25 protein-coding genes are annotated in these 25660 nt (G+C 43.3%); 10 read left to right on the top strand and 15 right to left on the bottom strand.

From position 1 onward, the window contains the following. The first annotated feature begins 20 nt into the window (after positions 1-20). A complete protein-coding gene (locus tag ACE01R_RS05010; protein ID WP_395548500.1) occupies positions 21-770 on the top strand; it encodes an outer membrane protein OmpK in 750 nt (249 codons plus the stop codon). 111 nt (positions 771-881) lie between these two features. Next, positions 882-1388: a GNAT family N-acetyltransferase gene (locus ACE01R_RS05005; protein WP_395548499.1), complete on the top strand. Its 507-nt coding sequence runs from the start codon at positions 882-884 to the stop codon at positions 1386-1388. A gap of 46 nt (positions 1389-1434) precedes the next feature. Here the strand turns inward: ACE01R_RS05005 and parE are convergent, their stop codons facing one another. Together parE and ACE01R_RS04995 are read right to left on the bottom strand one after the other, a co-directional pair. Then, positions 1435-3315, bottom strand: a complete 1881-nt coding sequence (gene parE, locus ACE01R_RS05000; protein ID WP_395548497.1) for a DNA topoisomerase IV subunit B — start codon at positions 3313-3315, stop codon at positions 1435-1437. 14 nt (positions 3316-3329) lie between these two features. Beyond that, positions 3330-3914, bottom strand: coding sequence for a YqiA/YcfP family alpha/beta fold hydrolase (locus ACE01R_RS04995; RefSeq protein ID WP_395548492.1), 585 nt, complete (start codon positions 3912-3914; stop codon positions 3330-3332). Between the two features lie 248 nt (positions 3915-4162). Here ACE01R_RS04995 and ACE01R_RS04990 point away from each other — a divergent pair, with 248 nt between their 5' ends. Next, on the top strand, positions 4163-5494 hold the full coding sequence (locus ACE01R_RS04990; RefSeq protein ID WP_395548490.1) for a hypothetical protein: 1332 nt from the start codon (positions 4163-4165) through the stop codon (positions 5492-5494). 49 nt (positions 5495-5543) lie between these two features. Here ACE01R_RS04990 and ACE01R_RS04985 read toward each other — a convergent pair whose 3' ends face one another. Both ACE01R_RS04985 and gshA read right to left on the bottom strand, forming a co-directional pair. Next, the gene (locus ACE01R_RS04985) at positions 5544-6068 is read right to left on the bottom strand and encodes a disulfide bond formation protein B (protein WP_395548481.1); all 525 of its coding nucleotides are present in this window, start codon (positions 6066-6068) and stop codon (positions 5544-5546) included. Positions 6069-6086: 18 nt separating this feature from the next. After that, the gene (gshA, locus tag ACE01R_RS04980; protein ID WP_395548468.1) at positions 6087-7664 is read right to left on the bottom strand and encodes a glutamate--cysteine ligase; all 1578 of its coding nucleotides are present in this window, start codon (positions 7662-7664) and stop codon (positions 6087-6089) included. Between the two features lie 226 nt (positions 7665-7890). Here gshA and ACE01R_RS04975 point away from each other — a divergent pair, with 226 nt between their 5' ends. Genes ACE01R_RS04975 through ACE01R_RS04965 form a run of 3 tightly spaced genes read left to right on the top strand, consistent with a single transcriptional unit; the run spans position 7891 to position 10373 of the window. Then, positions 7891-8430 carry a DUF924 family protein gene (locus tag ACE01R_RS04975; protein WP_395548467.1) on the top strand — a complete coding sequence of 180 codons (540 nt, stop codon included), beginning with the start codon at positions 7891-7893 and terminating at the stop codon, positions 8428-8430. Positions 8431-8480: 50 nt separating this feature from the next. Next, positions 8481-9035, top strand: a complete 555-nt coding sequence (locus ACE01R_RS04970) for a CC0125/CC1285 family lipoprotein (protein ID WP_395548465.1) — start codon at positions 8481-8483, stop codon at positions 9033-9035. A gap of 30 nt (positions 9036-9065) precedes the next feature. After that, a complete protein-coding gene (locus tag ACE01R_RS04965) occupies positions 9066-10373 on the top strand; it encodes a DUF445 domain-containing protein (RefSeq protein ID WP_395548463.1) in 1308 nt (435 codons plus the stop codon). A gap of 127 nt (positions 10374-10500) precedes the next feature. Here ACE01R_RS04965 and ACE01R_RS04960 read toward each other — a convergent pair whose 3' ends face one another. Beyond that, entirely contained in the window at positions 10501-10785 is a 285-nt protein-coding gene (locus tag ACE01R_RS04960) for a DUF2798 domain-containing protein (RefSeq protein ID WP_395548461.1), read from the bottom strand. Positions 10786-10982: 197 nt separating this feature from the next. Here ACE01R_RS04960 and argS point away from each other — a divergent pair, with 197 nt between their 5' ends. After that, positions 10983-12773, top strand: coding sequence for an arginine--tRNA ligase (gene argS / locus ACE01R_RS04955; RefSeq protein WP_395548460.1), 1791 nt, complete (start codon positions 10983-10985; stop codon positions 12771-12773). A 22-nt stretch (positions 12774-12795) separates the two neighbouring features. Further along, a complete protein-coding gene (locus ACE01R_RS04950; RefSeq protein WP_395548459.1) occupies positions 12796-13407 on the top strand; it encodes an SPOR domain-containing protein in 612 nt (203 codons plus the stop codon). Positions 13408-13721: 314 nt separating this feature from the next. Here the strand turns inward: ACE01R_RS04950 and asd are convergent, their stop codons facing one another. The 5 genes from asd to ACE01R_RS04925 form a co-directional block, all read right to left on the bottom strand. After that, on the bottom strand, positions 13722-14573 hold the full coding sequence (asd, locus tag ACE01R_RS04945) for an archaetidylserine decarboxylase (RefSeq protein ID WP_395549491.1): 852 nt from the start codon (positions 14571-14573) through the stop codon (positions 13722-13724). Then, positions 14570-15418, bottom strand: coding sequence for a sulfurtransferase (locus tag ACE01R_RS04940; protein WP_395548457.1), 849 nt, complete (start codon positions 15416-15418; stop codon positions 14570-14572). The genes asd and ACE01R_RS04940 overlap by 4 nt, the downstream gene beginning before the upstream one ends. 112 nt (positions 15419-15530) lie before the next feature. Next, a complete protein-coding gene (gene pncB, locus ACE01R_RS04935) occupies positions 15531-16736 on the bottom strand; it encodes a nicotinate phosphoribosyltransferase (protein ID WP_395548454.1) in 1206 nt (401 codons plus the stop codon). A 135-nt stretch (positions 16737-16871) separates the two neighbouring features. Beyond that, positions 16872-17390, bottom strand: coding sequence for an ankyrin repeat domain-containing protein (locus tag ACE01R_RS04930; RefSeq protein WP_395548433.1), 519 nt, complete (start codon positions 17388-17390; stop codon positions 16872-16874). A gap of 153 nt (positions 17391-17543) precedes the next feature. Then, positions 17544-19061, bottom strand: coding sequence for a catalase (locus ACE01R_RS04925; protein ID WP_395548399.1), 1518 nt, complete (start codon positions 19059-19061; stop codon positions 17544-17546). Positions 19062-19289: 228 nt separating this feature from the next. Between ACE01R_RS04925 and dtd the strand changes: the two genes are divergently transcribed. Beyond that, entirely contained in the window at positions 19290-19730 is a 441-nt protein-coding gene (gene dtd, locus ACE01R_RS04920; protein ID WP_395548386.1) for a D-aminoacyl-tRNA deacylase, read from the top strand. Positions 19731-19800: 70 nt separating this feature from the next. Here dtd and ACE01R_RS04915 read toward each other — a convergent pair whose 3' ends face one another. From ACE01R_RS04915 to serB, 3 genes are all read right to left on the bottom strand, one after another. Next, positions 19801-20280: an SCP2 sterol-binding domain-containing protein gene (locus ACE01R_RS04915; protein WP_131274221.1), complete on the bottom strand. Its 480-nt coding sequence runs from the start codon at positions 20278-20280 to the stop codon at positions 19801-19803. 156 nt (positions 20281-20436) lie between these two features. Then, positions 20437-20772 (bottom strand): ciprofloxacin tolerance protein AciT, encoded by a 336-nt coding sequence (gene aciT / locus ACE01R_RS04910; RefSeq protein ID WP_395548370.1) that lies wholly within the window; start codon positions 20770-20772, stop codon positions 20437-20439. A 422-nt stretch (positions 20773-21194) separates the two neighbouring features. Continuing rightward, positions 21195-22415: a phosphoserine phosphatase SerB gene (gene serB, locus ACE01R_RS04905; protein ID WP_395548346.1), complete on the bottom strand. Its 1221-nt coding sequence runs from the start codon at positions 22413-22415 to the stop codon at positions 21195-21197. Positions 22416-22492: 77 nt separating this feature from the next. On the opposite strand from serB, the gene ACE01R_RS04900 reads away from it, so the two are divergent. Then, positions 22493-23746, top strand: a complete 1254-nt coding sequence (locus tag ACE01R_RS04900) for a hypothetical protein (protein WP_395549481.1) — start codon at positions 22493-22495, stop codon at positions 23744-23746. Positions 23747-23822: 76 nt separating this feature from the next. Here the strand turns inward: ACE01R_RS04900 and ACE01R_RS04895 are convergent, their stop codons facing one another. Both ACE01R_RS04895 and pncA read right to left on the bottom strand, forming a co-directional pair. Then, positions 23823-24764, bottom strand: a complete 942-nt coding sequence (locus tag ACE01R_RS04895) for a bile acid:sodium symporter family protein (protein WP_395548341.1) — start codon at positions 24762-24764, stop codon at positions 23823-23825. Positions 24765-24861: 97 nt separating this feature from the next. Further along, positions 24862-25497, bottom strand: a complete 636-nt coding sequence (gene pncA / locus ACE01R_RS04890; RefSeq protein WP_395549476.1) for a bifunctional nicotinamidase/pyrazinamidase — start codon at positions 25495-25497, stop codon at positions 24862-24864. Positions 25498-25660: the final 163 nt, after the last annotated feature.

The raw sequence follows: 25660 nt of genomic DNA, 5'->3' as shown, positions 1-25660 counted from the left end.
CTCGGGGGAGATATTTTTTCATGAAACTTACACAATTTTTTGCTACATGCGCATTGGCTTCAACTGCTGCGTTCACACAGGCTTCGCCAGTGGTATGGCAAGACTTCAGCTTGACTGGTCTTTATGGTGATCACTATAAAGTAGGTACTGAAGACCGTACTACTGTGACTGCAGAATATGCAGCTAAACTTAAATACTCTGATGTATTTTTCTTTGTTGACCAACAAGTAGATGGCAATGATGAACAATCTACATATTTAGAGTTAGCGCCACGTTTAAGCTTAGGCGAAGTATCTGGTAAAGACCTTTCTTTTGGTCCAATTAAAGATGTCCTTATTGCGACAACTTGGGAACACAATGCCGGATATGATCAAAACCAAGAGTTTAATAACTTCCTGTACGGTATTGGTTTCGCTTTAGATATTCCATACACACAGTATGCAAATGTGAACTTCTATAAAGTAGATAACGATTCGAAATCAGCTTTCACTAAAGATGATTATCAAATGACAATCACTTATGCCGTTCCATTTAAATTGGGTTCTGAAGATTTCCTTGTAGATGCCTTCCTGGATTGGTCAACAGCTGAAAAAGGCGCTCAAGCAAGCGAATTGAACTGGACCAGCCAGTACAAATGGAATGTAGGTAAACACATTTCACCTAAAACCAAATTATATGTGGGTATCGAACACTCAGTTTGGAACAACAAATTTGGTATTCAAGGCGTTGATCAAAACGACGTAAGTGCTTTGGTTAAATATCACTTCTAAGCACCACGTTTTGAACGTTAAAAAAGCAAGGCTTCGGTCTTGCTTTTTTATTGCTGAAAATCAGGTTTATTTCTAAAATCCCTAGTCTATTTATCCGTTCGGCAAATGCTCATGGGATTTCTGATCCGCCCTGCTCAACCACAAGACCTAGAACACATCCTGAAAATTTATAATGCTGAAATTTTAACTGGAACAGCAACCTGGAATGACCAGGAAAAATCGTTAGAAGATGTTATAAACTGGTTTAATGACCTTCATGCTCAACAATTTCCTTTATTTATCGCCGAACATGCCGAATCTAGACAAATCACAGGCTATGCCGATTATTCTTCATTTCGTCAAATTACTGGCTTTAAACACACGGTTGAACATTCTGTGTTTATCCATCCGAACTTTATCGGACAAGGTCTGGGCAAAGCCTTAATGCTAAAACTGATTGATCATGCACGGCAAAATCACATTCATGTCATGGTTGCGGCGATTGATCATGAAAATCGGGCATCCATTGTGTTACATGAAAAATTAGGTTTTAAACAAACCGGTTATATGCCAGAAGTTGGACAGAAATTTGGAAAATGGCGTGATTTGGTGTTGATGCAACTCAATTTAAACACATAAAAAATCCCGCACATGCGGGATTTTTTAATTTAGGAATAACTCGAACTTAAACCACGAGATCAGCCAGATTACCTTTCTGTTCTAACCAGTGTTTACGGTCCGATGAACGTTTTTTCGCAAGTAATTTGTCCAGTAGGCCTGCAGTAAAATGCGCGTCATCCAGATCCAGCTGCACTAAACGGCGGGTATTCGGATCCATCGTGGTTTCACGCAACTGGCTGGCATTCATTTCACCCAAACCTTTGAATCGGGTGATTTGCGGATTTTTGCTTTTGCATTTTTTCAGAATGCTTTCCAGCTCGTCTTCATCCAGTGCATAGTGCACATCTTTAGCATCATCAATACGGAATAATGGCGGCATCGCTACAAACAAATGTCCTTCTTCCACCATGGTCGGGAAGTGTTTTACAAACAGAGCACAAAGTAGAGTCGCAATATGTAAACCATCAGAATCGGCATCGGCAAGAATACAAATTTTACCGTAACGAAGTTCTGACAGGTCATCACTGCCCGGATCCACCCCAATGGCAATCGCAATGTCATGTACTTCCTGAGAACCCAGGACTTCATCGGAAGATACTTCCCAGGTATTCAAGATTTTCCCGCGAATCGGCATGATCGCCTGGAAATTCTTGTCACGTGCCTGCTTGGCTGAACCGCCCGCAGAATCTCCCTCCACAATGAAGAGTTCCGACTCTTCCAGGGTATGCCCTACGCAGTCTGCCAGTTTACCCGGTAGTGCAGGTCCGGAAACAATCTTCTTACGTTCAACTTTTTTCGCCGCTTTTAAACGGCGACCCGCCTTGGCAATCGCTAATTCAGCCAGCTGCATGGCAATGTCTGAATTCTGATTGAGCCACAGTGCAAAGGCATCTTTGGCAATATTCAGCACAATACCGGAAGCCTCACGACTCGACAGACGTTCTTTGGTTTGCCCGGAAAATTGTGGTTCCTGGAATTTTAAGGACAGAATATAGTTCACCCCATCCCAGACATCTTCCGCAGACAGTTTCAAATTACGCGGCAACAGATTACGCAGTTCACAGAACTCGCGCATGGCATCGGTGACCCCTGAACGCAGACCATTGACATGGGTACCCCCTTGCGCGGTTGGAATCAGGTTGACATAGCTTTCCTGGATTTGTTCGCCGCCTTCGGCATTCCAGCAAATCGCAAATTCGGCACTTGCACGTTCAGCTTCGCCAGTGGCCACAAAAGCAGGACTTGGGATGATTTCACGGTCTTCCAGCTCATCCATTAAGTAGTCAACTAGACCATTTTCGAACTGCCAGCTGATCTTTTCATCATTGATCTGATCAACATAATTGATTTCCAGGCCTGCTGCTAAAACGGCTTTGGCTTTTAAATTATGTTTTAATGCTTTGAGGGCAAACTTGGGCGAATCAAAATATTTGGCTTCTGGCCAGAAATGTACCGTGGTTCCTGTGGCACGTTTCGGTGCTTTACCTTGCAGTACTTCAAGCGGTGCAACCGGTTCACCTTGCTCAAAGGCCATTTTATACAGGTTGCCCTGACGCTGTACTTCGACTTCAACACGAGTCGATAGCGCGTTCACCACGGAAATCCCTACTCCATGCAAACCACCGGAAAACTGGTAGTTATCGGTACTGAACTTACCGCCGGCATGCAGCTTGGTCAGGATAATTTCAATCCCGCTCTGACCATATTCAGGATGGATATCCACCGGCATCCCCCGGCCATTGTCTTCAACCGACAGGGAACCATCTTTATACACTGTGACGGTAATTTTATTGGCATGACCTGCAAGTGCCTCATCCACAGCATTATCAATGACTTCTTGCGCCAAATGGTTTGGACGAGTGGTATCGGTATACATACCCGGACGACGACGTACCGGATCTAAACCAGATAGAACTTCAAGTGATTGAGCCGTATATTGAGACACGTTGTACTGCTTCCTTAATTTATACAATCCGATAAAAACTGTAATGCCATCGGTATTTTGTCTGCGAAATTTTCCATCGCATGGTTGCCATTTGCTTCGGTAATCAGCATGGACTGATGCGGAGCATTACTATAATAGCGCTGTGCTTCACGATAATCCAAAACTTCATCACCTTGTTGTAATAACACTAAAATTTTGTCTGCATCTTGCACAAATGGCACTGCCATCTGCTCGAGTTGATCCAGATGACTATCATCCAATGTCCATTCAGCATTGACCACATAGGGAATCTGCTCGGCACCAAATAAGTCGCGGAACAGTTGCCATGGTCGCATAGCCGGATTAATTAAAACAGCCGGTACACCATACTTTGCGACCAGCTGTGTCGCATAAAAGCCGCCTAAACTACTCCCCACCAGCACGACCCGATCCAGACTTTCAATCATGGCAGCCACATGCGCCATTGTCTGCTCTGGCGGCATGTTGAGATCTGGCAGATGAACCTGAACATTGCTCTGCTGCTGACAATAGTCTTTAATCTGCTGGCCTTTTATGGATAAAGCACTGCTTTGAAATCCATGTAAATAAATGATGTTCATGGTTTTTATTGCATCATGGTCAAATTTAAACTAAATTTATTTTATCCCTAAGTCTTAGCTACCCATCTGTTTTAATGTAGATATAACAAGGATTGTCAGACAAAAAAATTAATACCGAAGCTCAATCATCGTTATTGTAAAAGCTGTTCGAGATGAACGATATAAAATGAAAAGTTAAGAGTTTATACCGTGATCCCAAGAAAAAATAAAGGGTATGGGAAACATGGTCTCAAAAAGGACAGGATCAAATGCCGAGTTTAACCCCATTACATGAAACCTATTGTAGATGGGACCGTACACCACCCAGTCAGGCTGATGTATTGGAAGGTCTCGCACAACTGGTCACGACTCGTCTCAACGACGTAATGCAGGATCTGATCCAGGCGATTCAACGCGAAATTTTAATTAGCGTGTTTGGCATGAGTGAGCAACGCTCAAAAAAATTACAAAAAATTCCTTATATCGAAAAACTGTATCAGTTTTCCTACGATACCCTGCTTAATTACGGATCCTATCTTTTGGCACCAGGTTTACGTCAGATTATTGAAAAATATCCGAAATTACATGACAAACCACTAACGCCTACCCTGCACTTTCTGGTCGGTGTACTCAACGGGGTGCTGGGTGATTATTTATTAAAATACCAGAACCCGATGGCACTGCCGATGGTGCTGTATGACCACTATGGTGGACTGCAAAAGGGTGATTTATCCGGTCGTGTGGTCATTTTTGTACATGGCTTGTGCATGAACCATCTGGACTGGAGCAACACGCAATATGGCGGTATAGGCGAGAAATTGTTGGCACAACGTGACAACAACACCATGCTGTACCTGAACTACAATAGCGGACGTCGTATCTCGGCCAATGGTCGTAGTCTTTCCCATACCCTAGAAGATCTGATTCGTCGCAATCCGCGCATTACCAGCATTGATTTAATTGGCCACAGCATGGGCGGCCTGGTCTTACGCAGTGCCCTGTTTTACGGCAAACAGAACATGTATCAATGGATACATCTGACGGAAAACCTGGTCTGCCTGGGTTCTCCGCACCATGGTGCAGTACTGGAACGTTTTGGCTTTATTCTGCAGGACAAACTCGGGCATTTTCCCTTTGTGAAAATCATCCGGCATATTGTCAATATCCGCAGCAATGGCATTCTGGATTTGCGCTATGGCAGTGTCCGCGATGATGACTGGGAACATAATCATGCCCGGATTGGCGGCATGGATGACAACCGTAAACCGGCGCCCTTACCAAAACATATCAATACCTACCTGGTTGCAGGTACCATTGAATATGAAAATAAAAAGAATCGAACCTTAAAGGTACTCGGGGACTATCTGGTGAGTGTGGAAAGTGCCTTAGGTGAACATCCAAATCCGCGTTTTCAACTGAAAGTACCGGAATCACATAAAGCTATCTTTTATGGCTTAAGCCATTTTGAAATTAACTATCATTCCAGTGTGGCGGAACTGATTGTGAAATGGTTCTACCCGCCGCAAAATGAACAGGTCAAAGAAGAAGTACATGAATACCGGATGCAACTGGAAGATTTGACGGGCATTGCATTGACTTAAGTAAAATAAAAAAAAGCCAACATTCAGTTGGCTTTTTTTATAAAAATCTTTATTTTTTCTTCGCAGCTTTAGCATTCACAAACGGATAGCGACGCAACAGTTGCCACAGGCTGATCAAGGCAAGTACAGCAAAGAAAGCCAATGACCATACCGGAAGGGATTGCCCCAAGAAAGTCCAGTCCACTTTGGCACATTCGCCCGAACCTGTCAGCACCTGTTCAAAGACCGACTTTAAAGGTAAAGTTTCTATCCAGTAGTCCAAGCCCGGACCACAACTCGGCACCTGATCCGGTGGCAAATTTTGCAGCCAGACATGACGCGCTGCCACGCCTGCTGACCAAAGAATACTGATTAAACCCAACAGGGCATAAATACGTTTAACCGCATTTGAGTTCGGATTATGCAAAAAAGCGATCAGAGAAACAATCCCCAAGCCAATCAAGCCGATACGTTGAAACACACACAGCGGGCAAGGTTCAAGTCCTTGTACATGTTCCAGATACAACGCAAACGCCATTCCAATGACGCTGGCCAAAAACAAAAAACCACTCAAGAAGCGATAACTCCATTGCATGGTAAATCCTCTTAATTTTTATCGATAATCGGCAAGATATTGCTCAAAGCTGAGCGTATTATCCTGTTCCAGTTGCTGTTGTTGTTGCAATGACTTCCCCGCTAAACCATCAAAATAAGCCAAAGTATCCGGGCTTAATTTATGCTGTTCATAAGTCGTTGCATGTTGCAGAGCCATCATACTGCCAAAACCCCATGTCCCACCATGTTCCAAAGTATCGGCAATAACCTGTGCTGACAGGGTTTCATCCACTTCATCAATGCGACTGAGCATGACCGTTAAGGCTGCTGAATACATGTCGGTGTTATAGGTCGCATCCAGTAAATCAGCCCAAGGCTGCATTTCCATGACATGTGCACGTGCCCAATCTTCAATCGGATGCTCTCCAGCTGCATCGATGATCGATGCATTTGGTGCACGACCACGATTCACCACTTCGGCCTGATTACGCTCAATCTGTTCCTGTTCAGCATTCAACAGATCCGGACTTTCTTGTACCAGGCAATGCAGGGCCAAAACTTCCAGAAATGCTGCCGTGTTTTCATCAATCCCGATCGGGCTATACGGATTGACATCGACTGCGCGAAGCTCAACATAACCGACCCCACGATTTTGCAGTGCCTGGGATGGAGTTTCTCCCACCTGAGGCACCTGTTTCGGACGAACCAAGCTGTAGTATTCGTTTTCAATTTGCAGCACATGATCATTGATTTGAATCGGTTCACCCTGTTCATCATTTAACCCTAAACGGCTAAAAGGTGCATAAGGCGTTTTCACGGCTTTCTGCAAACCATCCAGATAACCTGGCAGGTTGTTGTAGTGAATACCCAATTGCTTCTGTGCAGAATTCTGATAGCCAAAATTGCCCATGCGCAGTGCTGTTGCATACGGCAAGAACAAAGTGCCTTTTAATAAAGGCAACAGATGATGTTCACGCCCTGTCATAAAACACTGGCACACAGAAGGACTGGCTCCGACCAGGAACATCACCAGGGGCGTTAAACGGATAAAATTACGGATTAAACCAAAATAACGGTGACTGCGATAATCCTGCAAACTGAGGCTTTTTAGGGCTTCATCGCTTTCATGTTGTTGTAGTGCTTCAAAGATCTGATCCGGAAAGGATAAATTATAATGTACCCCGGAAATGGTCTGCATACGGCGACCATAACGCACGCCCAAACCACGACGGTATAAGGTTTTGAAACGTCCAATATTGGAACTGCCATATTGGGCTAAACGAATGTTTTCTTCGTTATCATCCAGCATGCAGGGCATTGACAAGGGCCAGAGTTTTTCCCCATTTTCCAAATGACGGTGTGCAACGGCATGAATATCTGCCAAATAATCGAGTGCTTTTTCAATGCTGTCTTGTGGAGGAGTAATAAACTCCATCAAGGCTTCAGAATAATCAGTCGTGATATGCGGATGTGTTAAAGCAGAGCCAAGTGCCTGAGGATGTGATGCCTGGGATAAAAAGCCATTGCTTTGCATACGTAGGCTTTCACGTTCAATACCGCGCAACATGCCCTTAAACAGCGAAGAATCCACCCAAGTTGGTACCATAACTTGAGAGGTCGATTCGGGTTGACTCATTAACAATCTCGCTTATCGGAAGATAACTACTAAATAAAACTACTAAAATAAAATCATCAGTTTATATCAGTATAACGTGATTTTTGGCTGCTACATTACACCCTGTATAGTTTTCAAGCAAAACGTCAATTTTATTTCTGGCAAATTTTTATCACAAAGATACTCTATAAGACATCTGTATTTTGTGTTTGTATTGAATAATAAGTGCTAAGGATTTGTAAATCTTATGAATTATCCAGATGTTTTGGACTTTTGGTTTAATCCGGAAACCCAGCCGCTGTGGTTTGCAAAAAGTGATGATTTTGATGTACTGATCAAGCAAAAGTTTCATGACATTCACCAAAAAGCAGCACATGCCGAACTGTGGTCATGGCGTAAAACGGCTGAAGGTCGCCTGGCAGAAATTATTGTTCTGGATCAATTCTCGCGCAACCTGTTTCGGGATCAAGCCCAGGCCTTTGCTCAAGACTCCCTAGCATTGGCACTGGCACAAGAAGCCATTAGCCTGGATTTGGATAAACAATTAAGTCCAGAACAGCGTGCGTTTTTATACATGCCCTTTATGCACAGTGAATCGAAACTGATCCACGAATTCGCGTTAAAATTATTTCAACGACTGGGTAATCCCATGAATCTGGATTACGAGAAAATGCATAAAGCCATTATTGATCGTTTCGGGCGCTATCCGCACCGCAATCACATCCTGGCGCGTACCTCAACTGCAGAAGAGCTCGAATTTTTAACCCAACCGAATAGTAGTTTCTAACCATTTATTGTGTCTCCTCCCACTCACAGTAAATCGTATGGAGGTTTAACATGAAGAACAGCATTATAGGTTTAAGCATGGTCGTGGCCATAGCGCTGTCAGGCTGTGCAACGACATCTTCAAAACCGCTGACTTTTGACCAGCTGGGGCAATTCAGCAATACGCCCCTGAATGCACAAACCTATCGCATCAGTTTTCAGGCGCGTCCCAATATGAGTTTTGGAACTGCCGAAGAAATTACCTTGGTGAAAGCAGCCCAGACCACAGTACAGAACGGATTCCGCTATTTTAAAGTACTGAATGATCCGAGCAACCGTAGCCAGCCACCACGTCAGGCCGTGGTCTATTCTACCCCGATGTACTATCCCTATGGTTATTATCGCCGTTATCCCGGCTTCTGGCCTGACCCGTTTTATGATATGCCGCGCGTGGTAACTATTGACCCGGTACAAGTTTCCTATACCATTGAATGTTATAAAGATCAGAAAAAAGCACCCGATGATGCCTTTGATGCCTATTTGATTTTAAAATATTTAGGACAAAAATATGGCTTGGGCCCTAACGGTCAAGTGCTGCCACCACCAATGCCAAAAACAGCAAAATAACAATAATTTAGTAACCGACAGGAATCTTGCATGACCACAGCGGAAGCAATCACAACACCGAGTTTGCAACGCAGTAAACGCTTTGCCACTATTGCCTTAATCAGTGCTATCGTTATCTGGTTAATGCTGATGGTGGTTGCCAAGCTGATTCCTGAATATGCCTGGCTGATTCATATTTTGATGCTTTCTGCCGAAGCTGGTGTGGTCGGCGGATTGGCCGACTGGTATGCCATTACGGTGCTGTTTCGCAATCCCTTTGGGAAAATGCCGATTCCCAAGTTTCTGCTTGATCACACTGAAATCATTCCACGCAATAAAGCCCGTATTGCCGAATCCATGGGACGCTTTGTACAGGAAAACTTTTTGTCTCCGCAAGTGGTACAAAGAAGCCTACAAAATACCGATCTCAGCCTTGCGGTTGGACAATGGTTGGCAAAGCCAGAAAATAACAGCCAGGTCACCCAGGTCATTCAGCAAACCGTACCGAAGATTTTTGAATTTGTCGGTCAGGAGCAAATTGGCCGCTTTATTCAAAACAACAGTGTGCAATGGGTTCGTAATACCCAAATCAACACACTTGCCAGTGAAATGTTGCGTGCTGTGCTGGAAAATGACTTCCATCAGGATGTATTACAACGCGGACTGGATTTGGCGCACGAATGGATGATTTCACATCCTGAACAAGCCCATGAACTGACTCGCCGTTTATTTAAGGAGTTGGGCGTTTGGAAACTGGCCAAGGGTGCCAGCTGGATTGGGATTGATGTACAGCAGCGCACCATTGATTCCCTCATTGAACGGGTAGAATCAATGCTGGCCGACCCGCAGCATCCATGGCGGCAAAAAATTGAACAGATGGGTCAGGAGCTGATGCTGGAACTGGCAGATAGTGAAAGTGAGGCCAGCTATCGTCTAAACAGTACCAAAGATGCCCTGCTCGATAGTCCTCAGGTACTGAATTTTATCAGTGGTGCTGTGGTCATTCTTTGTGATGCCATTAAGGCTGATTTGCTCAAACCCGATTCAGGCATTGCGCAGAACCTGCGTGTTGCAATTCAGCAAGTCGGGGAAAATATCATTTCTAATCCGGCAGTACGTCAATTGCTGAATGAGCGGATGAGTGGACTTGCCGTCAATTTGAGTGATCAATACAGTGAAAAAGTGATCCGTTTTATTAGTGAACGCATTCATGAATGGGATTCGCGCGAAATGATTGACAAAATTGAAAATGAAGTCGGTGGCGATTTGCACATGATCCGGGTCAATGGTGTGGTGGTCGGTGGTTTTATTGGCTTGGTGCTGGGAATTATCCGTGCGCTGGTTGACTGGATACTTTAGTCAATTTTATCCATCCTTAAAACGTCATAACAGCAAGTTTATTAAAATTTAAAATCCCAGAAACGCTATATTTCCTCCAATACAATAGCAGAAGGATGAGTGAAACCTGTAGGCTGGCAAAACTCATTTATTTTGCTGTAGGCGGTGCAGGCAGATCGACCAGTTTGCCTGTCAATTTACGCACAAAAGGTAAAAGCGTTAATACAATCGGAAATGCAAAAGCCCATGAAATCATCCAGTTGTGAAACCATAAATTCATAAAACCATCGATCCACCCCAGATTACGCAGCATATTAATAAAGGAAATAATGCCACTCATCAGGCAAGACAACATAAATGGCATGATCACGGTGGCCCATTTTGCTGGAAGTTTGGGAATATTTCCGATGATCATCGGGCGTTCAGGTTGCATCACGTCGGCTCTTTTCACGGCTTGATATTATGCAATATGCCATAAATCCTGCTTTTTTTAATCTTTTGCAGAATTTTCCTGCTTCAATTCTGGGTTAGTTGTCGGACAAGATTCATTCAATACAAATGCATTCACCTAAAGACCACGAAATTTGCTATATTTGCTGTTTTTCTGCGACATTTATTTTTCGACTGATTATGAATACGGCAATCCAAGCAGCTCTCGATCATGCAGTGCAATCTCTTCAAGCTGAAGGTGTACTTCCATCCGACTGGAATAACAGCGGTCATTTAACGCGAACCAAAGACCGAAGCCACGGTGACTTCGCTTCAAATATTGCAATGATTGGTTCTAAAGCTGCGGGTATGAAGCCTCGTGATCTTGCAGAAAAAATTCTTGCAGCATTACCTGAAGTGGCAGATATCAGCAAAGCAGAAATTGCGGGTCCCGGCTTTATTAACTTCTTTTTAAATGCCGACCAACGCTTTGCTGTTTTAGACCAGATTCAAGCGCAAAAAGATCAATTCGGTCGTACCCAAGCCAATGGTGAAAAACGCATTCAAGTCGAATTTGTTTCAGCCAATCCGACCTCAAGCCTACACGTCGGTCATGGTCGTGGTGCAGCATACGGTATGACGGTGGCCAACCTGCTTGAAGCAACAGGTGCCAAAGTTGACCGTGAATATTATGTCAACGATGCTGGCCGTCAAATGGACATCCTGGCAACATCGACATACTTGCGTTACCTGGAACTCACCGGTCAGGAACTGGTTTTCCCTAAAAATGCCTACCAAGGCGACTACGTTAAAGAAATTGCGCAAAGCATTATCGATCAAGATGGCGATGCTTATGTACGTCCAGTGGCTGATGTCTACAAAGATGTGCCTGAAGATGTTCAATATGCTGCCGAACTGGATGCAGATGGCAACAAAGTAGTGTTATCCGGTGATAAAGAAAAACACATCGATGGCTTAATTCATAATTCTCAAGCGTTGATTGGCGAAGGCTACCGCGTATTCCATCAAGCGGCGCTCAAAGCGATTCTTGATGACATTAAAGATGACCTAGGTGAGTTTGGTGTGACCTTCAATCAATGGTTCAGTGAAGCATCTTTAACTGAAAAAATTGAAGAAGCGCTACAAACTTTAGATCAACGTGGATTCCTATACGAACAAGATGGCAATATCTGGTTTAAATCGACTGAATTTGGCGATGAAAAAGACCGTGTAGTGAAACGCCGGAATGGTCAAACCACTTACTTTGCCTCTGACATTGCTTACCACCTGAATAAACTACAACGTGGCTATACCGATATCGTCGATATCTGGGGTTCAGACCACCACGGTTATATCGCGCGTGTTAAAGCAGCGATTGATGCCATGGGTTATGACTCGAAAAAATTGACCGTGCTTTTGGTTCAGTTCGTAAGCTTATGGCGTGGTGGCGAGATGGTGCAAATGTCATCCCGTTCAGGTCAGTTCGTGACTTTACGTGACCTGCGTAAAGAAGTCGGCAACGATGCAGCGCGTTTCTACTACGTGATGCGTAAGTCTGAACAGCACATTGACTTTGACTTGGACCTTGCTGTTTCTCAAAGTAAAGACAATGCCGTGTATTATATTCAATATGCACATGCCCGTATCTGCCGTATGCTAGAAAAAGCAGCGACCACAGGTGTGAACTTTGATGCTGCGAATGCACGTCAATTTGCGGCGAAACTTGCGCTGGATGCAGAAACAGAAATTCTGGCCAAACTTGCAGCCTACCCTGAGATCGTGATTCGCGCAGCCAACAGTTATGAACCGCATCAAGTCGGTAACTATCTGAAAGAATTGGCAGCATTATTCCACGGTTGGTATAATGAGCATAAAGTACTCAATGATGATGCTGAACTTACACAAGCCCGTTTATTACTTTCAGTAAACGTACAACAGGTTTTACGTAATGGTTTAGAATTATTAGGTGTATCTGCTCCTACATCAATGTAATTAGCACAAAAGGAAGTCCCACGTGTTTGGAAAAACGCAGCGCGGTGTCTCTGAACGACCGAATAAGCCGAAAAAGCCATTGATTCCTGCATGGCTAGGAACGCTGGTCGTTATTTTAATCGTGTTGAGTTTTGCTGTAGCGTTGATGCTATGGAAACCGTGGGCACCGGTTAAACCGAAGGATCAGATTAGTTCTGAACATTATCAGGAAGATACCAACAAGGACTATCGTTTCTACGATTTATTGCCACAACAGCAAGTAACGCCTATTCCAGATCAGGCAGTTCCAGAAACAAAAAAACCAGAAACCGTGGTGATTGTTGAAGCGCCAGAAGCAGAAACGGCTCCTCCAACTGAGACAGCCGAGCCTGGTTTGGAATCTACCGAAGCTCCGGTTGTACAACAGCCAAGTTATATTCTGCAGGTTCGTAGCTATCCCGATCCAGATAGTGCTGACGCACGCCGTGCTGAAATTATCTTGAATGGTCTGTCTGCGGATGTAGTGAAATCGGTTGAAGGTGGTCAAACTTGGTACCGTGTAATTTCAGGACCTTATGATTCTGCTGAAGCTGCAATTATTGCCCAGCAAACCTTACAACGCAGTGGCATTGATTCTATTGTGGTAAAACGTTAAGACATTCAATAAAAAAGCGCCTTATTTGAGGCGCTTTTTTATTGATGTTGCATCTTCTTCTAGAAAATTAGACCTCCCTGTAATAATCACAATTGCCATTATGATTATTCCTCCTCCCTCTGGGAGGAGGTTAGGTGGAGGGGCTTTTTAACCTCTATCTTGCGAACTCAAAATATATTCTGAGGATTCTCATCTCCTAGAAGGAGAGGGAACTTCCCCCTTTATTAAAGGGGGAATGAGGGGGATTTACTGATAAAAAAGTAAATTCTTTAAATCCCTCCAACCTCCCTTTTTTAAAGGGAGGCTAAAAGCATTTAAACCGTATGCCCCAAAGCCTCGCCCATCACCACAACAGAATTGGCTTTAAATGCAGCATCCCAGGCCATTTTATCTTTTTCAAATAAAATCACGGCAGTTGAGCCTAAATAGAAACGCCCCAACTCTGCCCCTTTTTCCAGAAACAGGTTATGCTGGTTCAATTCCAAATGCCCCGTCGGTTTCACCTTACCGGTAGCTACCGTTTCAATACCCGCAACAATCATCGCACCGACTAAAACGACTGCCATACGACCCAGTTCAGTATCAAACAAACACACCATACGTTCATTACGCGCAAACAGACCCGGAATATTTTCCGCAGTGGTTTGATTGACCGAGAACAATTCACCTGGAACATACAAGGTTTCAGTCAAAGTACCGGCAAAAGGCATATGCACACGGTGATAATCTTTAGGTGATAAATATACTGTAGCAAAATGACCATTTTTAAACGGTTCAGCCAATTGCGGATCGGCAATCAGTTTTTCCACCGAAAAGCTTTGACCCTTGGCCTGAAAAATATCACCCTCTTCAATCTGGCCCAATTGTGAAATGGCACCATCGGCAGGTGAAACAATACTATGCGGATCAGTATCGATTTGACGCACCCCCTCTTTTAAAGAGCGGGTAAAAAATTCGTTAAATGACTTGAATTTCAATGCATTGCTTTGTTCAGCAATCGACATATCAATCCCGTACTGTGCTTTAAAAGCCTGAATCACGGTATTTTTGATAATCGGATTTTCACTGGCAGCCAGTTTCCCCACGACACGTGATAATTGGTGTTGTGGCACAACACGTTGCGCTTGAATAAAAATTTGGTTTTTTAAACGTGATGCGAAACTCAAGATGGTAACTCTCCGGTAATAATCGGACTGTCGAGGCGGTTGCCCCATTCACTCCACGCACCATCATAAGCCTGTATCTTCCAACCGAGTAATCGACCCAAAATATAGGCCAAACCCGAACGGTGATGTGACTGACAATAGACCACCACAGGTTGTTTTAAATTGAAACCCAGTTGTTCTAAGCGCTGTTGAGTGCGTTCTAAAGGATGTAATTTTAAATGATTTTCACGATTTAGGGCAGTGCTCCATTCAAAATGTCGCGCATTTGGAATGTGACCGCCGCGTCGCGCTGCAAGTCGAAGACCAGTATATTCATCTTCGGTACGGCAATCCCACAATTGAATGTTATTGTTTTGGACTTTTTCTAAAAGATCTGCATATTCAATACGATATTGATCAATATGGACCTGATTAATTTCCACCAGCCTGTCTACGGGTGCAAAAGTTTCAGCTGCTGAAGAAGTCGGCAAACCAGCGGCCAACCAGGCATGAATGCCACCATTCAACAAGCTGGTGTTTTCAAAACCCAGACAATGCAGGTTCCAGATCAAGCGCCCTGCCCAGGCCCCACCTTCGTCATCATAGGCCACCACATGATGTTCTGGAGAAATATTCAGATATTCAATCAGGGCTTTTAAACCCTCTACGTCAGGTAGTAAACCTGAAGCCTGTTCTTCTTGACGTACCAGCTGCTTCGGTTGAACATGAATAGCATGCGGGATATGCAATTGATCATAAACAGAACGACGGCTTAAATCGACAATGCGTAATTTATCATTGCCTAAAAACGGAACCAGCTCTTCTGCTTCTATAAGCAGACCAAAATTAAATGCAGATACAGTCATACTTTTTCATGTTTTATTTAGATCAACATTGCCGATCTTAGCACAAGTCATTTTCACTATTATGCTGATTTTTTGCATTCATTTAGCAAAAAATCAGCTATAGCAATCATGATTATGCCGTTTCGGTGAGATTAAACACCTGACGTAAATAGGCCAGAAAAGTGTCGTTATCGGTCATGGTTTTTCCTGGGCTATCGGAAATTTTTGCCACTGATTGCCCATTGCATTCCACCAGTTTTAACACAATATTGAGTGGTGTTTGGCCCAAGTCATTGGTTAAATTGGTACCAATACCAAAGCTGACCTGAAAACGCTCCTTAAAGTATTGATGCAAGTTCCAGGCTTTTTCTAGATCCAGACCGTCACTAAAGGTCAGCATCTTGGTTTTGCTGTCAATTTTTAATTTCTTATAGTGTGCATAGGCTTTATCACCCCATAGATAGGGATCACCACTGTCATGGCGCAGACCGTCAAACAATTTGGCAAAATACAAATCGAAATCACGCAGGAATGCATCCATCCCCACCACATCGGTCAGAGCAATCCCTAAATCACCACGATATTCCTGTACCCAGGTTTCCAGCGCGGCTTTCTGGAAATTACGCAGACGCACATCCAGTGCCTGAAAGGCTTGCAGGAATTCATGCGCCATGGTACCGATCGGGGTAATCTCGAGCTCTTTGGCCAGCAGTACATTACTGGTTCCGCGGAACACATGCGGTGCAGCGTGATGGAATTCTTCGACTACATGTTTCTGCCAGGCAAAGCTATAACGGCGGCGGGTACCAAAATCCGACACCAAAAATGGTGGATCATTCGGATTCTGGGCGGCATCATACTGTTTTAACAGCTCGATTTTGGCTTTTAACCGGCGTTCGCCTTCGGCCAGCACTTCAGGGGTACGGATGCGGCTGAAATACAGTTCATTGACAATGGCCAGAACAAAGATTTCAAACATCATGGCCTGAACCATCGGACCTTCAATCCAGATGTCCAGACGGCCTTGCTCATCAATGCTGGCTTTAATAAAACGACGTTTCAGCTGGAAGAGTTCTAAATAATCAACAAAGTCACTTTTGATAAAACGTAAACTGCGAAGATAGAGCAATTCATCTTCTTTAAACTTAAGCTGGCATAAATAGTCGAGTTGTTGATTCAAATCGTCCAAAATATCCGTCAGTGGATAAACGGTATCCTCTAAATTACGGCAACGGAAATGATAAACACTGTGCGTTTGGGGAAATTTATGCAATACCACTTGTAACATGGTGAATTTGTACAAGTCAGTATCAAGCAGAGATTGAATAATTGGAGGCATATTTCGTAAAATTTCGCTGTGCTTAAGATATTAAAGCACAATTTGCACCTTGATATTACTAGTTTTCAGTACAGTGCCATCAGCTTGAATCAAGGTTGTATCAGCACAGCATATTCAGATCGGCTTTGTTTTATTCTATTTTTTTTGTTCTTGAATCATTTTTTGCAGCTGTTTTTCCTGACCAATCACTTTGGCAAATTCAGCTGCGGTTTTTTGTCCGCTTTGCTTGGCATTGCTATCACAATCGACCTGGCGTAATTGTTTTACAATTACCCATTCCAGCTTAAACATCGCCCCCATCATGGCGGTATTGCCTTTGCTGTCACGTGCGCAACGATCGGCACCATATTTTAATAAGGTTGTAACGGTATCTTGATGACCATAATAAGCTGCCATCATTAAAGGGGTATAACCTGCACCATTACGTACATCTACAGGGAATCCGTGTTTTAAAAACTCATTTATGACTTCCTGATTACCGGTTTTTGCTGCGGCAAAAAAGATATCGATCAGCTCTTTTTGCGAGTTGATTGTTTGTTGCTGCGTCACTTGAGTTGGCTCTTGAGCATGAATTTTAGTAATACCGAGCGTAAGCAGTGTTATTAATAAAGTGCTAGCAAGCGACATCATCACACCATTCAATATGACTTTCATTTCAACTGGCCTCAAGTTTGCTTATGACAAAATATTGGAAATATCAAATGCCTGTAAAACTCCCCTAGGGTTGCAGGAAAGGATTTGAGTTTTACAGGACTTCTCGGTGGTGACTCCTAAGCCCTAGTCACCGATTTGATCAACCAACCGGAATCAGTCTTTCAATTTAGCTGCTTTTGCTTTAACCATTGCAAGGTCACCCTTCACTGCTTTAGTCATACGAGTACCATAGTCAGCATCTGCTTTGTAGAAGTACGACAACATGATGTGCTTGGTTTCTGAATCTTTCACTGTACCCAAGTCAGCAGCCAAGTTCATGATTAAGTCATCTTTCTCTTTTGCAGTGTATGAACGGTAAAGATCACCCGCTTGCTTGAAGTTTTGCTCTTTCACCGCAATTTGTTGAACTGAGCCAGAAAGTGGAGTTTGAACTGCACGCGCTTTTTCAGTTGCCGGTTTTGGCTCTTTACGGCTTGGTTCGTAGTTCACATCAGAAGATGTTGCACCAATGTTCATGTAGCCATCTTGGTTGTTGTTGTTTACAGCCACAACTGGACGGTTTACAGGAATTTGCTGGTGGTTCGCACCTAAACGGTACATTTGTGTATCTGAGTAAGAGAAGATACGACCTTGAAGTAAGCGGTCTTCAGATGGCTCGATACCTGGAACCAAGTTACCTGGTGCAAACGCTGACTGCTCAGTTTCCTGGAAGAAGTTCTTCGGCATACGGTTCAACGTCAAGGTACCCGCTTTAGTTTCTGGAACTAAATCTGTAGGCCAGATTTTTGTTGGATCAAGCGGATCAAAATCGAATTTGCCTAAATCTTTAGGATCCAATACCTGGATGTAAAGATCCCATTTAGGGAAGTTACCCTTGTTGATGTTGTTGTAAAGATCGTTGGTCAAGTGGTTGAAATCTTTACCTTGTTGCTCAGCAGCTTCTTTAACGTTAAGACCTTTTACGCCTTGTTTAGAGCGGAAGTTAAATTTAACGTATTTGTATTCACCTTTGTCGTTATACAGCTTGTACGCATGAACACCGAAACCGTCTTGTTCACGGTAGCTGGTTGGAACACCTTGCTTGCCATAAACATAAGTCAACATGTTGGTTGCCCATGGTTGACTTGAAAGGAAGTCAAACACACGGTTTGCATCTTGAACATTGTTGATTGGGCTTGGTTTCATTGCGTGAATGAAGTCTGGAAATTTGATTGCATCACGGATGAAGAATACTGGCGTTTGGTTACCGACTAAGTCCCAGTTACCTTCTTGGGTATAGAATTTAACTGCAAAACCGTGCGGGTCACGTAAAGTTTCTGGAGAACCTTTACCGTGAATAACGGTAGAAAAACGTAAGAATACTGGAGTCTTGGTACCTGCTTTGAACAATGATGCAAGTGTTAAGTCAGATAAGTCTTTAGTTGCTACGAACTCACCATAAGCACCTGTACCACGTGCGTGAACAACACGTTCAGGAATACGCTCACGACCAAAACGTTGCAACTTTTGAACCAGTTGAACGTCTTGAAGTAAAGTACCGCCATTTGGACCAGCAGTGATTGAGTTTTGGTTGTCACCCACAGGTGCACCGTTGTCTTTGGTTAATGCCGCAGCTTGAGTCGCAGCTGTTGCTGTTGCAAGCATTGCAACTAATAAAGAACGCTTAAACATCGTCTTAATCTCTCTTATTCAGACCTTTCCTGCATGAGCTAAGATATATAAAGACCAAACATTGTTAAAACGGATTATTTTCATAAATTTAATCGTTTTTGCAAATAAATAAAAATTAATCAATTATTTTTCAATTATTTATAGATCAAAATTTCAACATTCAGTTCTTTTCTAAATTCTGTTCTTGCTACAATCACGGCCATCAACATCAGTCGGTAAAAGTGTGAAATGCGCGCATTATTACAACGAGTTTTAGAAGCCAAAGTCGTGGTCGATGGTCAAATCACCGGTGAAATTCAACATGGCATTTTGGTGTTTCTAGGTCTAGGTAAAGAAGACAATCTTGAAAAAGGCAAAAAGCTGATCGATAAAATTTTGAAATACCGTTTCTTTGATGATGAACAGGGCAAAATGGGCTGGAATGTGGCTCAGGCAGGCGGTGGATTATTATTGGTTTCGCAATTTACCTTGATGGCACAAACGCAAAAAGGCTTACGTCCAGACTTTGGTCCAGCGATGCCCCCTAGCGAGGCAAAAGCTTTATATGAAGCATTGGTCGACTATGCAAAATCTCAATTTGAACAGGTGCAAACCGGTATTTTTGCAGCCGACATGAAAGTGCATCTGGTCAATGATGGTCCGGTAACGTTTAATCTGGAAGTTAAATAACACGACAAAATTCCAGGCATAAAAAAGCCCTCGATTGAGGGCTTTTTTATTTTAAAATGCAAGTCTGAAATTATTTACCGGTTTTTTCACGGATGAATGAACGAACCAATTTCACTTTTTCTTGTACCGGTTTTGGTAATTTAGGTGGAATCAATTTTGCAACTTTGTTAAACCAGACCAAAAGGCCAAAATCGCCTTCCATTTTAATGGTTCCATTTTGCATGCCAGTCATAAAAGCGCTGGGATCACCTTTCATTAAGGTTTTTACGCCCTGTTCACTGTCTGCAAACTGCAGGATAAAATCTGCTTTTTCCGCATCGCCTGCTACTGTGTCAATTTGTCCATTGTTTACAATAATTTGACGTGCAACCCCCAAGTCGGTACCAATTTGAATACGGAATTGACGCTCATGAACCAGCTCAATAAATTTTGGGCTTGTACGCGCCAATTGCTTCATACGCAAAGCTAGGCCCGCAACTAATAAATCAAGCGGATCCGTGCTTACATCGACCAGTGGTAATTTTACGACAGGAATCGAAGAGAGTTTCATGACATTTAAGCCTATTGTAATTGTTGGAAAATTGACGACTTATCCTACCATAACTTATGTTTTTTGAAGTAAGGCTTTGTATAACAATAATGAATAAAAAAAGATGTGCCGGAGCACATCTTTTTATTTTTTAGATTTTTTTATAGGTCTTTCAAATTAACGGCTTGAATAGTGTTGCTGCTCATCGTCATAGACTGGTGTATGTTCAATATAGCGACGTTTGGCTAAAGCTCGTTCTGCACGACGATCTTCACGTAATAACAGCAGAGTTATAATACCCATCACCGACATTAACGCAGTCAGATAGCTGTACGCCATGGGTAAATCAAAAACCACTTGAGTACTGATGCGGATGGCTTCAATCAATCCCCAAAAAAGCATACCTGCAAACATAAAGCTTAACAAACGACGATAAGGCGAGAAGAAAACAGCTATCAAAGCAGCGGCAATCAAGCTTAAGCCTATGATGGTTGCTAAATTCGCTGTAACCATAAAAACCTCCGTCCTATATAGGATTTTGACACTTTTATATGGGTCTAAACAAATCCCCGATACCGTGAATAAATGATGAAATATATTTATATCAATCTCTATGCAAGCATTATGCGGAGTTTTTTTAAGAAAAAAAGTCTTGTATTTTCAGCAAGCGACACACCTTGTCGCAATATTATTTTGTCATTACACTTTTTTATTTTTAACTTTTTCTGGAAGTGAGATGGGCTCGGACTTGCCGTGTCATTACAAAAAAACAACGTATTAAAAGCATTAAAAAAATATTTTTTACGAAAGGAGGGATTGTGGTTTTTATCGGCAATTTCCGCCTACCGTTCGTCGTAATTTGACTATTTTTACCACAAAAAAACGCGACATCAATGTCGCGTTTTGTTAATAACATCAAAAGTTAGACCGAACCATTAGGCACGGCTCAGGTCTTTATCATGCACACCTAAAAGATATAACACCCCATCCAGACCCACACTTGAAATCGCCTGATTGGCGTTCTGACGTACCAAAGGTTTGGCACGGAAAGCGACTCCTAAACCGGCAATCGACAGCATCGGCAAGTCATTGGCACCATCACCCACGGCAATGGCCTGTTCCAGAGAAATGTCCATTTTGTCTGCCAATTCACGCAGCAACAATGCTTTGCGAGCACCATCTACAATGTGCCCCTTGACTTCACCTGTCACCAGACCATCTTGTACATCCAGAATATTGGCATGTACTTCATCAATACCCAATTTTTCTTGCAGGTATTCGGCAAAATACTGGAAACCACCGGAAAGAATTGCAGTTCTGTAACCCAACGCTTTCAAGGTTGAAATCAGGCGCTCTGCCCCTTCGGTCACGGTCAGACGCTCGGCAATTTTTGGTAAAACAGACGCATCCATGCCTTTGAGCAAGGCGACACGGGCACGGAAGCTTTGCTGGAAGTCCAGTTCACCCTGCATGGCACGTTCAGTGATTTCAGCCACTTGTTCACCGACACCGGCTTCAATGGCCAACTCATCAATCACTTCTTGCTCAATTAAAGTAGAGTCCATGTCAAAGCAAACTAAACGGCGATTACGGCGGTAAGCATTATCTTCTTGCACCGCGACATCGACACTCAATTCAGCCGATAAACGCAGGCAGGCTGCACGCATAGCAGTGGCATCCAGCATTTGTCCTTTTAGACCAAATTGCACGCAAGAACGCTTTGGACCTTCCACCTGATTATTCAGTTCTGGACGGCCCGACAAACGGGTGACTGTTTCAATATTGAAGCCCTGATTAGAGACGATCTGGGTCACTGCCTGTAACTGCGAAGCGCTCAGTTCTGGTGCCAGCGCAGTCACGATATAACGGGTCTGCCCACCTTCACTCACCCATTGATCATATTCTGATGTAGAGATTGGTTTAAAGCGCACTGTTAAGCCAATATCATGTGCTAGAATCAGAATCTCCTTCATGGCTAATGCTGTAGCAGTTTGGTCATCTGACGAAACAACAATACCTAAAGTCAGTTGGTTGTGGATGACGGCTTGTCCAACGTCCAGAATTTGTAAAGAATGTACGGACAATACCTGCATTAATCGTGTAAATTGATTAGGCTGGTCTGGTCCCAAAAATGATATAAGAATGATTTCTCGCATGAATTGACTCGGATCTGAGCTACAACTATTGTTAGAATCATAATCGAATTTGAACATAAATGCCTTGGAAGTTTACGTTGAATGCGCCTAGACAAGGGCTATTTGCTAGCCTACTGATTGTAAGTTTTGCTTTACACACCTTTTTACTGGTACTTGCGACGACGCATCAGCTGAATGCAAACCGTGCCAGTCAGGGACAGCTGATGACCTCACAACTGGTCACAGACAGCCTGTCCGAGCTGGAACCGGCCAATACGGTGTCTTTGGCGTTATTGGCCGAACGTTATGCCACCAACCCGAGTGTAGCTTCTATCCGTATTTTAGATGCGAATAATCAGGTACTGGCAACAGGCGGTTTAACCAAAACACGTCAAGGCGAAGTGTTTGTTCGTGAAGCGCTGCAAAATGAAAAGAAAGTCGGCAGTATTGAAATTACCCTGATTCAGCCGAGTATTGGGGAAATTTTACGTACCCAATGGCTGGCGATTTTATTATCATTGTTGATTCATGGCTTATTATGGTTAGCCTATCGTGCCATTGCGCGTCCAAGCCGTACCGAATATCTGGCGCGTATCAATAATGAATCACGTCTCAAACATGAAATTCAAACCCTGACTCAGGCTTTAGAACAAGAACAACATAATGCCGCAGTCGCGATTGCCCAGGCACAGAGCAATGCTCAGACCAAAGCTAAAGTCAAAGAATCAAAACCAGTGGTGCTGGATGACAATTGCATTGCTTTAAATATCCAGTTTTATGATCCTAAACAGCTCATGGACTCGGTCAATAAAACCGTTTCTGTTCCCTATTTCAATTTATGCCAGATTTTCCTGAATAAAACGACAGAGTTGTGTGTGCAACACTACAAGTTGAACAGTTCAGATATTGCCACTGTGCATAAATTTGATGAACATGGCGCCACCATCAGCATGTCAGTAGAAACACCTAATGCGGTACAGTGTCTGGTGATGATCAGTACCGTATTCCAGTTACTGTCCGATGTACTGTACAAACGTTATCGTGAAGAAAAACGTTTCGTGTTGCAAACCCGCAGTGCCATTTCCAGTCATGTGGAAGCGATGCATCTGACTCCGGTACAGGCGGCAGAACGCCTAGTACAACAATTGGCTGCCAAAGAAAGTGCCATTCATTTACCAAATGAATTACTTAAAGGTATTTCAGATTGTTACCAGCTGGTCAGCATACCAAATCCAACCAATGTGCTAACCCGTCATGCCTTTATGATGAACGGTATGGATAGCGAAGTAGCCGAATTGGCACAGACTTTCAGAACAGAAATTTTAAAAGCCAAGCAATCCAAAGCCTCTTAAAAAGAGAGCAATGAAAAAAGCCGAGCTTATATGCTCGGCTTTTTTGTCTGTTGAAAATAGAGATTTCACTAGGACATTATTTCATTTTATTGACTTTACTAGCCCAATAGGTCGCCAAGGCAGGGCCTGAAATATTATGCCATAAACTAAAAATCGCACTCGGCACCACAGTAAGTGGTGAAGCAGCAAAATGTACTGCAGCCAAAGCCACGCCTAGACCCGAGTTTTGCATGCCAACTTCTACCGCAACTGCTTTACAGTCTGCATAAGGTAATTTAAACAAACGGCTTGCCCAAAAACCCAATAAGTAACCCAAACCATTGTGTAGGGCCACCACGCCCAGAATCAATAAACCAGATTGCAAAATTTGTGCCTTACTGCCTGCAATAATGGCCGCCACAATGGCCACAATCGCCACCACTGAAATGAATGGCATCACTTGAATATAAGATTCCACTTTTGACTTCAGTACTGCCCGAATAATTAAACCCAGAATGATGGGAAACAGTACGACTTGTAAAATTGAAATAAACATTGAACTTGCATTAATTTCAATCCATTGACTGGCCAGAAAATAAAAAATCGCGGGCATCAGCAAAGGCGCAAGTAAAGTAGACACCGAGGTACATGCAACCGATAAAGCGGTATTGCCTTTAGCCATATAGGTAATCACATTGGATGCTGTCCCGCCCGGGCAACAACCCACCAGAATCACTCCGATCGCAATTTCAGGCGGTAACTGGAACAGCTGACATAATAGATAAGCCAGTCCCGGCATGACAATAAATTGTGCAGCCACACCTATCACCACAGCTTTAGGACTTTGCACTACTCCTTTAAAATCATCTACCGTCATGGTCATGCCCATACCGAACATGATGATCCCGAGCATCCAGGTAATATAGACTTTAAGCCAGACAAAGGCTTCCGGGAACATTAAAGCAATACCGGCAAACAGTACCACCCACAGGGCAAAGGTTTTCTGAATAAATTGCGTAAAGCGCAAAAAAGCAGACATACAATACATCCAATATTTATGCTGGTCTGATCTAGAGAGGACGTTTTACCATATCTATTCAGCAAAACAGCAGCTTTATTCAGCTTGACCCTATTTTTCAGGAGGTGCGGAGTTGAACGATATCCTTCATCAAAATACGCTTGACCCCTGCTGCGAGCATGTCTTGCCAGGCATGCTGTAATGACCCGTTTAAATCAATACCTTTAGTCGCATCGGAAATCACATAGGTTTTAAAGCCCAGTTTGCAGGCATCTATTGCTGTCCATGCCACACAAAAATCAGTGGCAATTCCTGCAATAAAAACGGTATCAATGCTACATTCTTTTAAATAGCCGGCCAAACCGGTTGTGGTTTTCTGATCTGCTTCCAAAAAAGCTGAATAGCTGTCGATATGGGCATGGGTGCCCTTGCGGATGACCAGTTGTGCAGTCGGAAGATGAAGATCGGGATGAAGCTCTGCATCAGCGCTGCCTTGTACACAGTGTGCAGGCCATAACACCTGAGTGCCATAATCCAGTTCAATAGTTTCAAATGGCTGCTTGGCGACATGATTTTCAGCAAATGAAATATGATTCTGTGGATGCCAATCCTGGGTAATCACAATATTGCCAAAATGCTGACCCAACTGGTTGATGTTTGGAATGATCTGATCCGCATTGGCCACAGCCAAATTGCCCCCCGGCGTAAATCCTCGTTGCACATCCACCACAATCAAAGCCGCATTCTGCATTATTTTCATCCCTTGAAATATCAATTTACGCCCAAGCATAGCGCAAAATAGTAGAGGATTTTTAGCGCTAGCGATAAAAATAGAATGACTGTTCATTCGGACTAATCTTGCAATCAGCTCAATATCTGCATCATTTTGTAATGAATAATAAATTAACGGGTTGTTG

Origin of the sequence: Acinetobacter sp. BSP-28, from assembly GCF_044130285.1 — a bacterium.
Classification (GTDB): Bacteria; Pseudomonadota; Gammaproteobacteria; order Pseudomonadales; family Moraxellaceae; genus Acinetobacter.
This window is presented reverse-complemented; position numbering and strand designations above follow the sequence as displayed.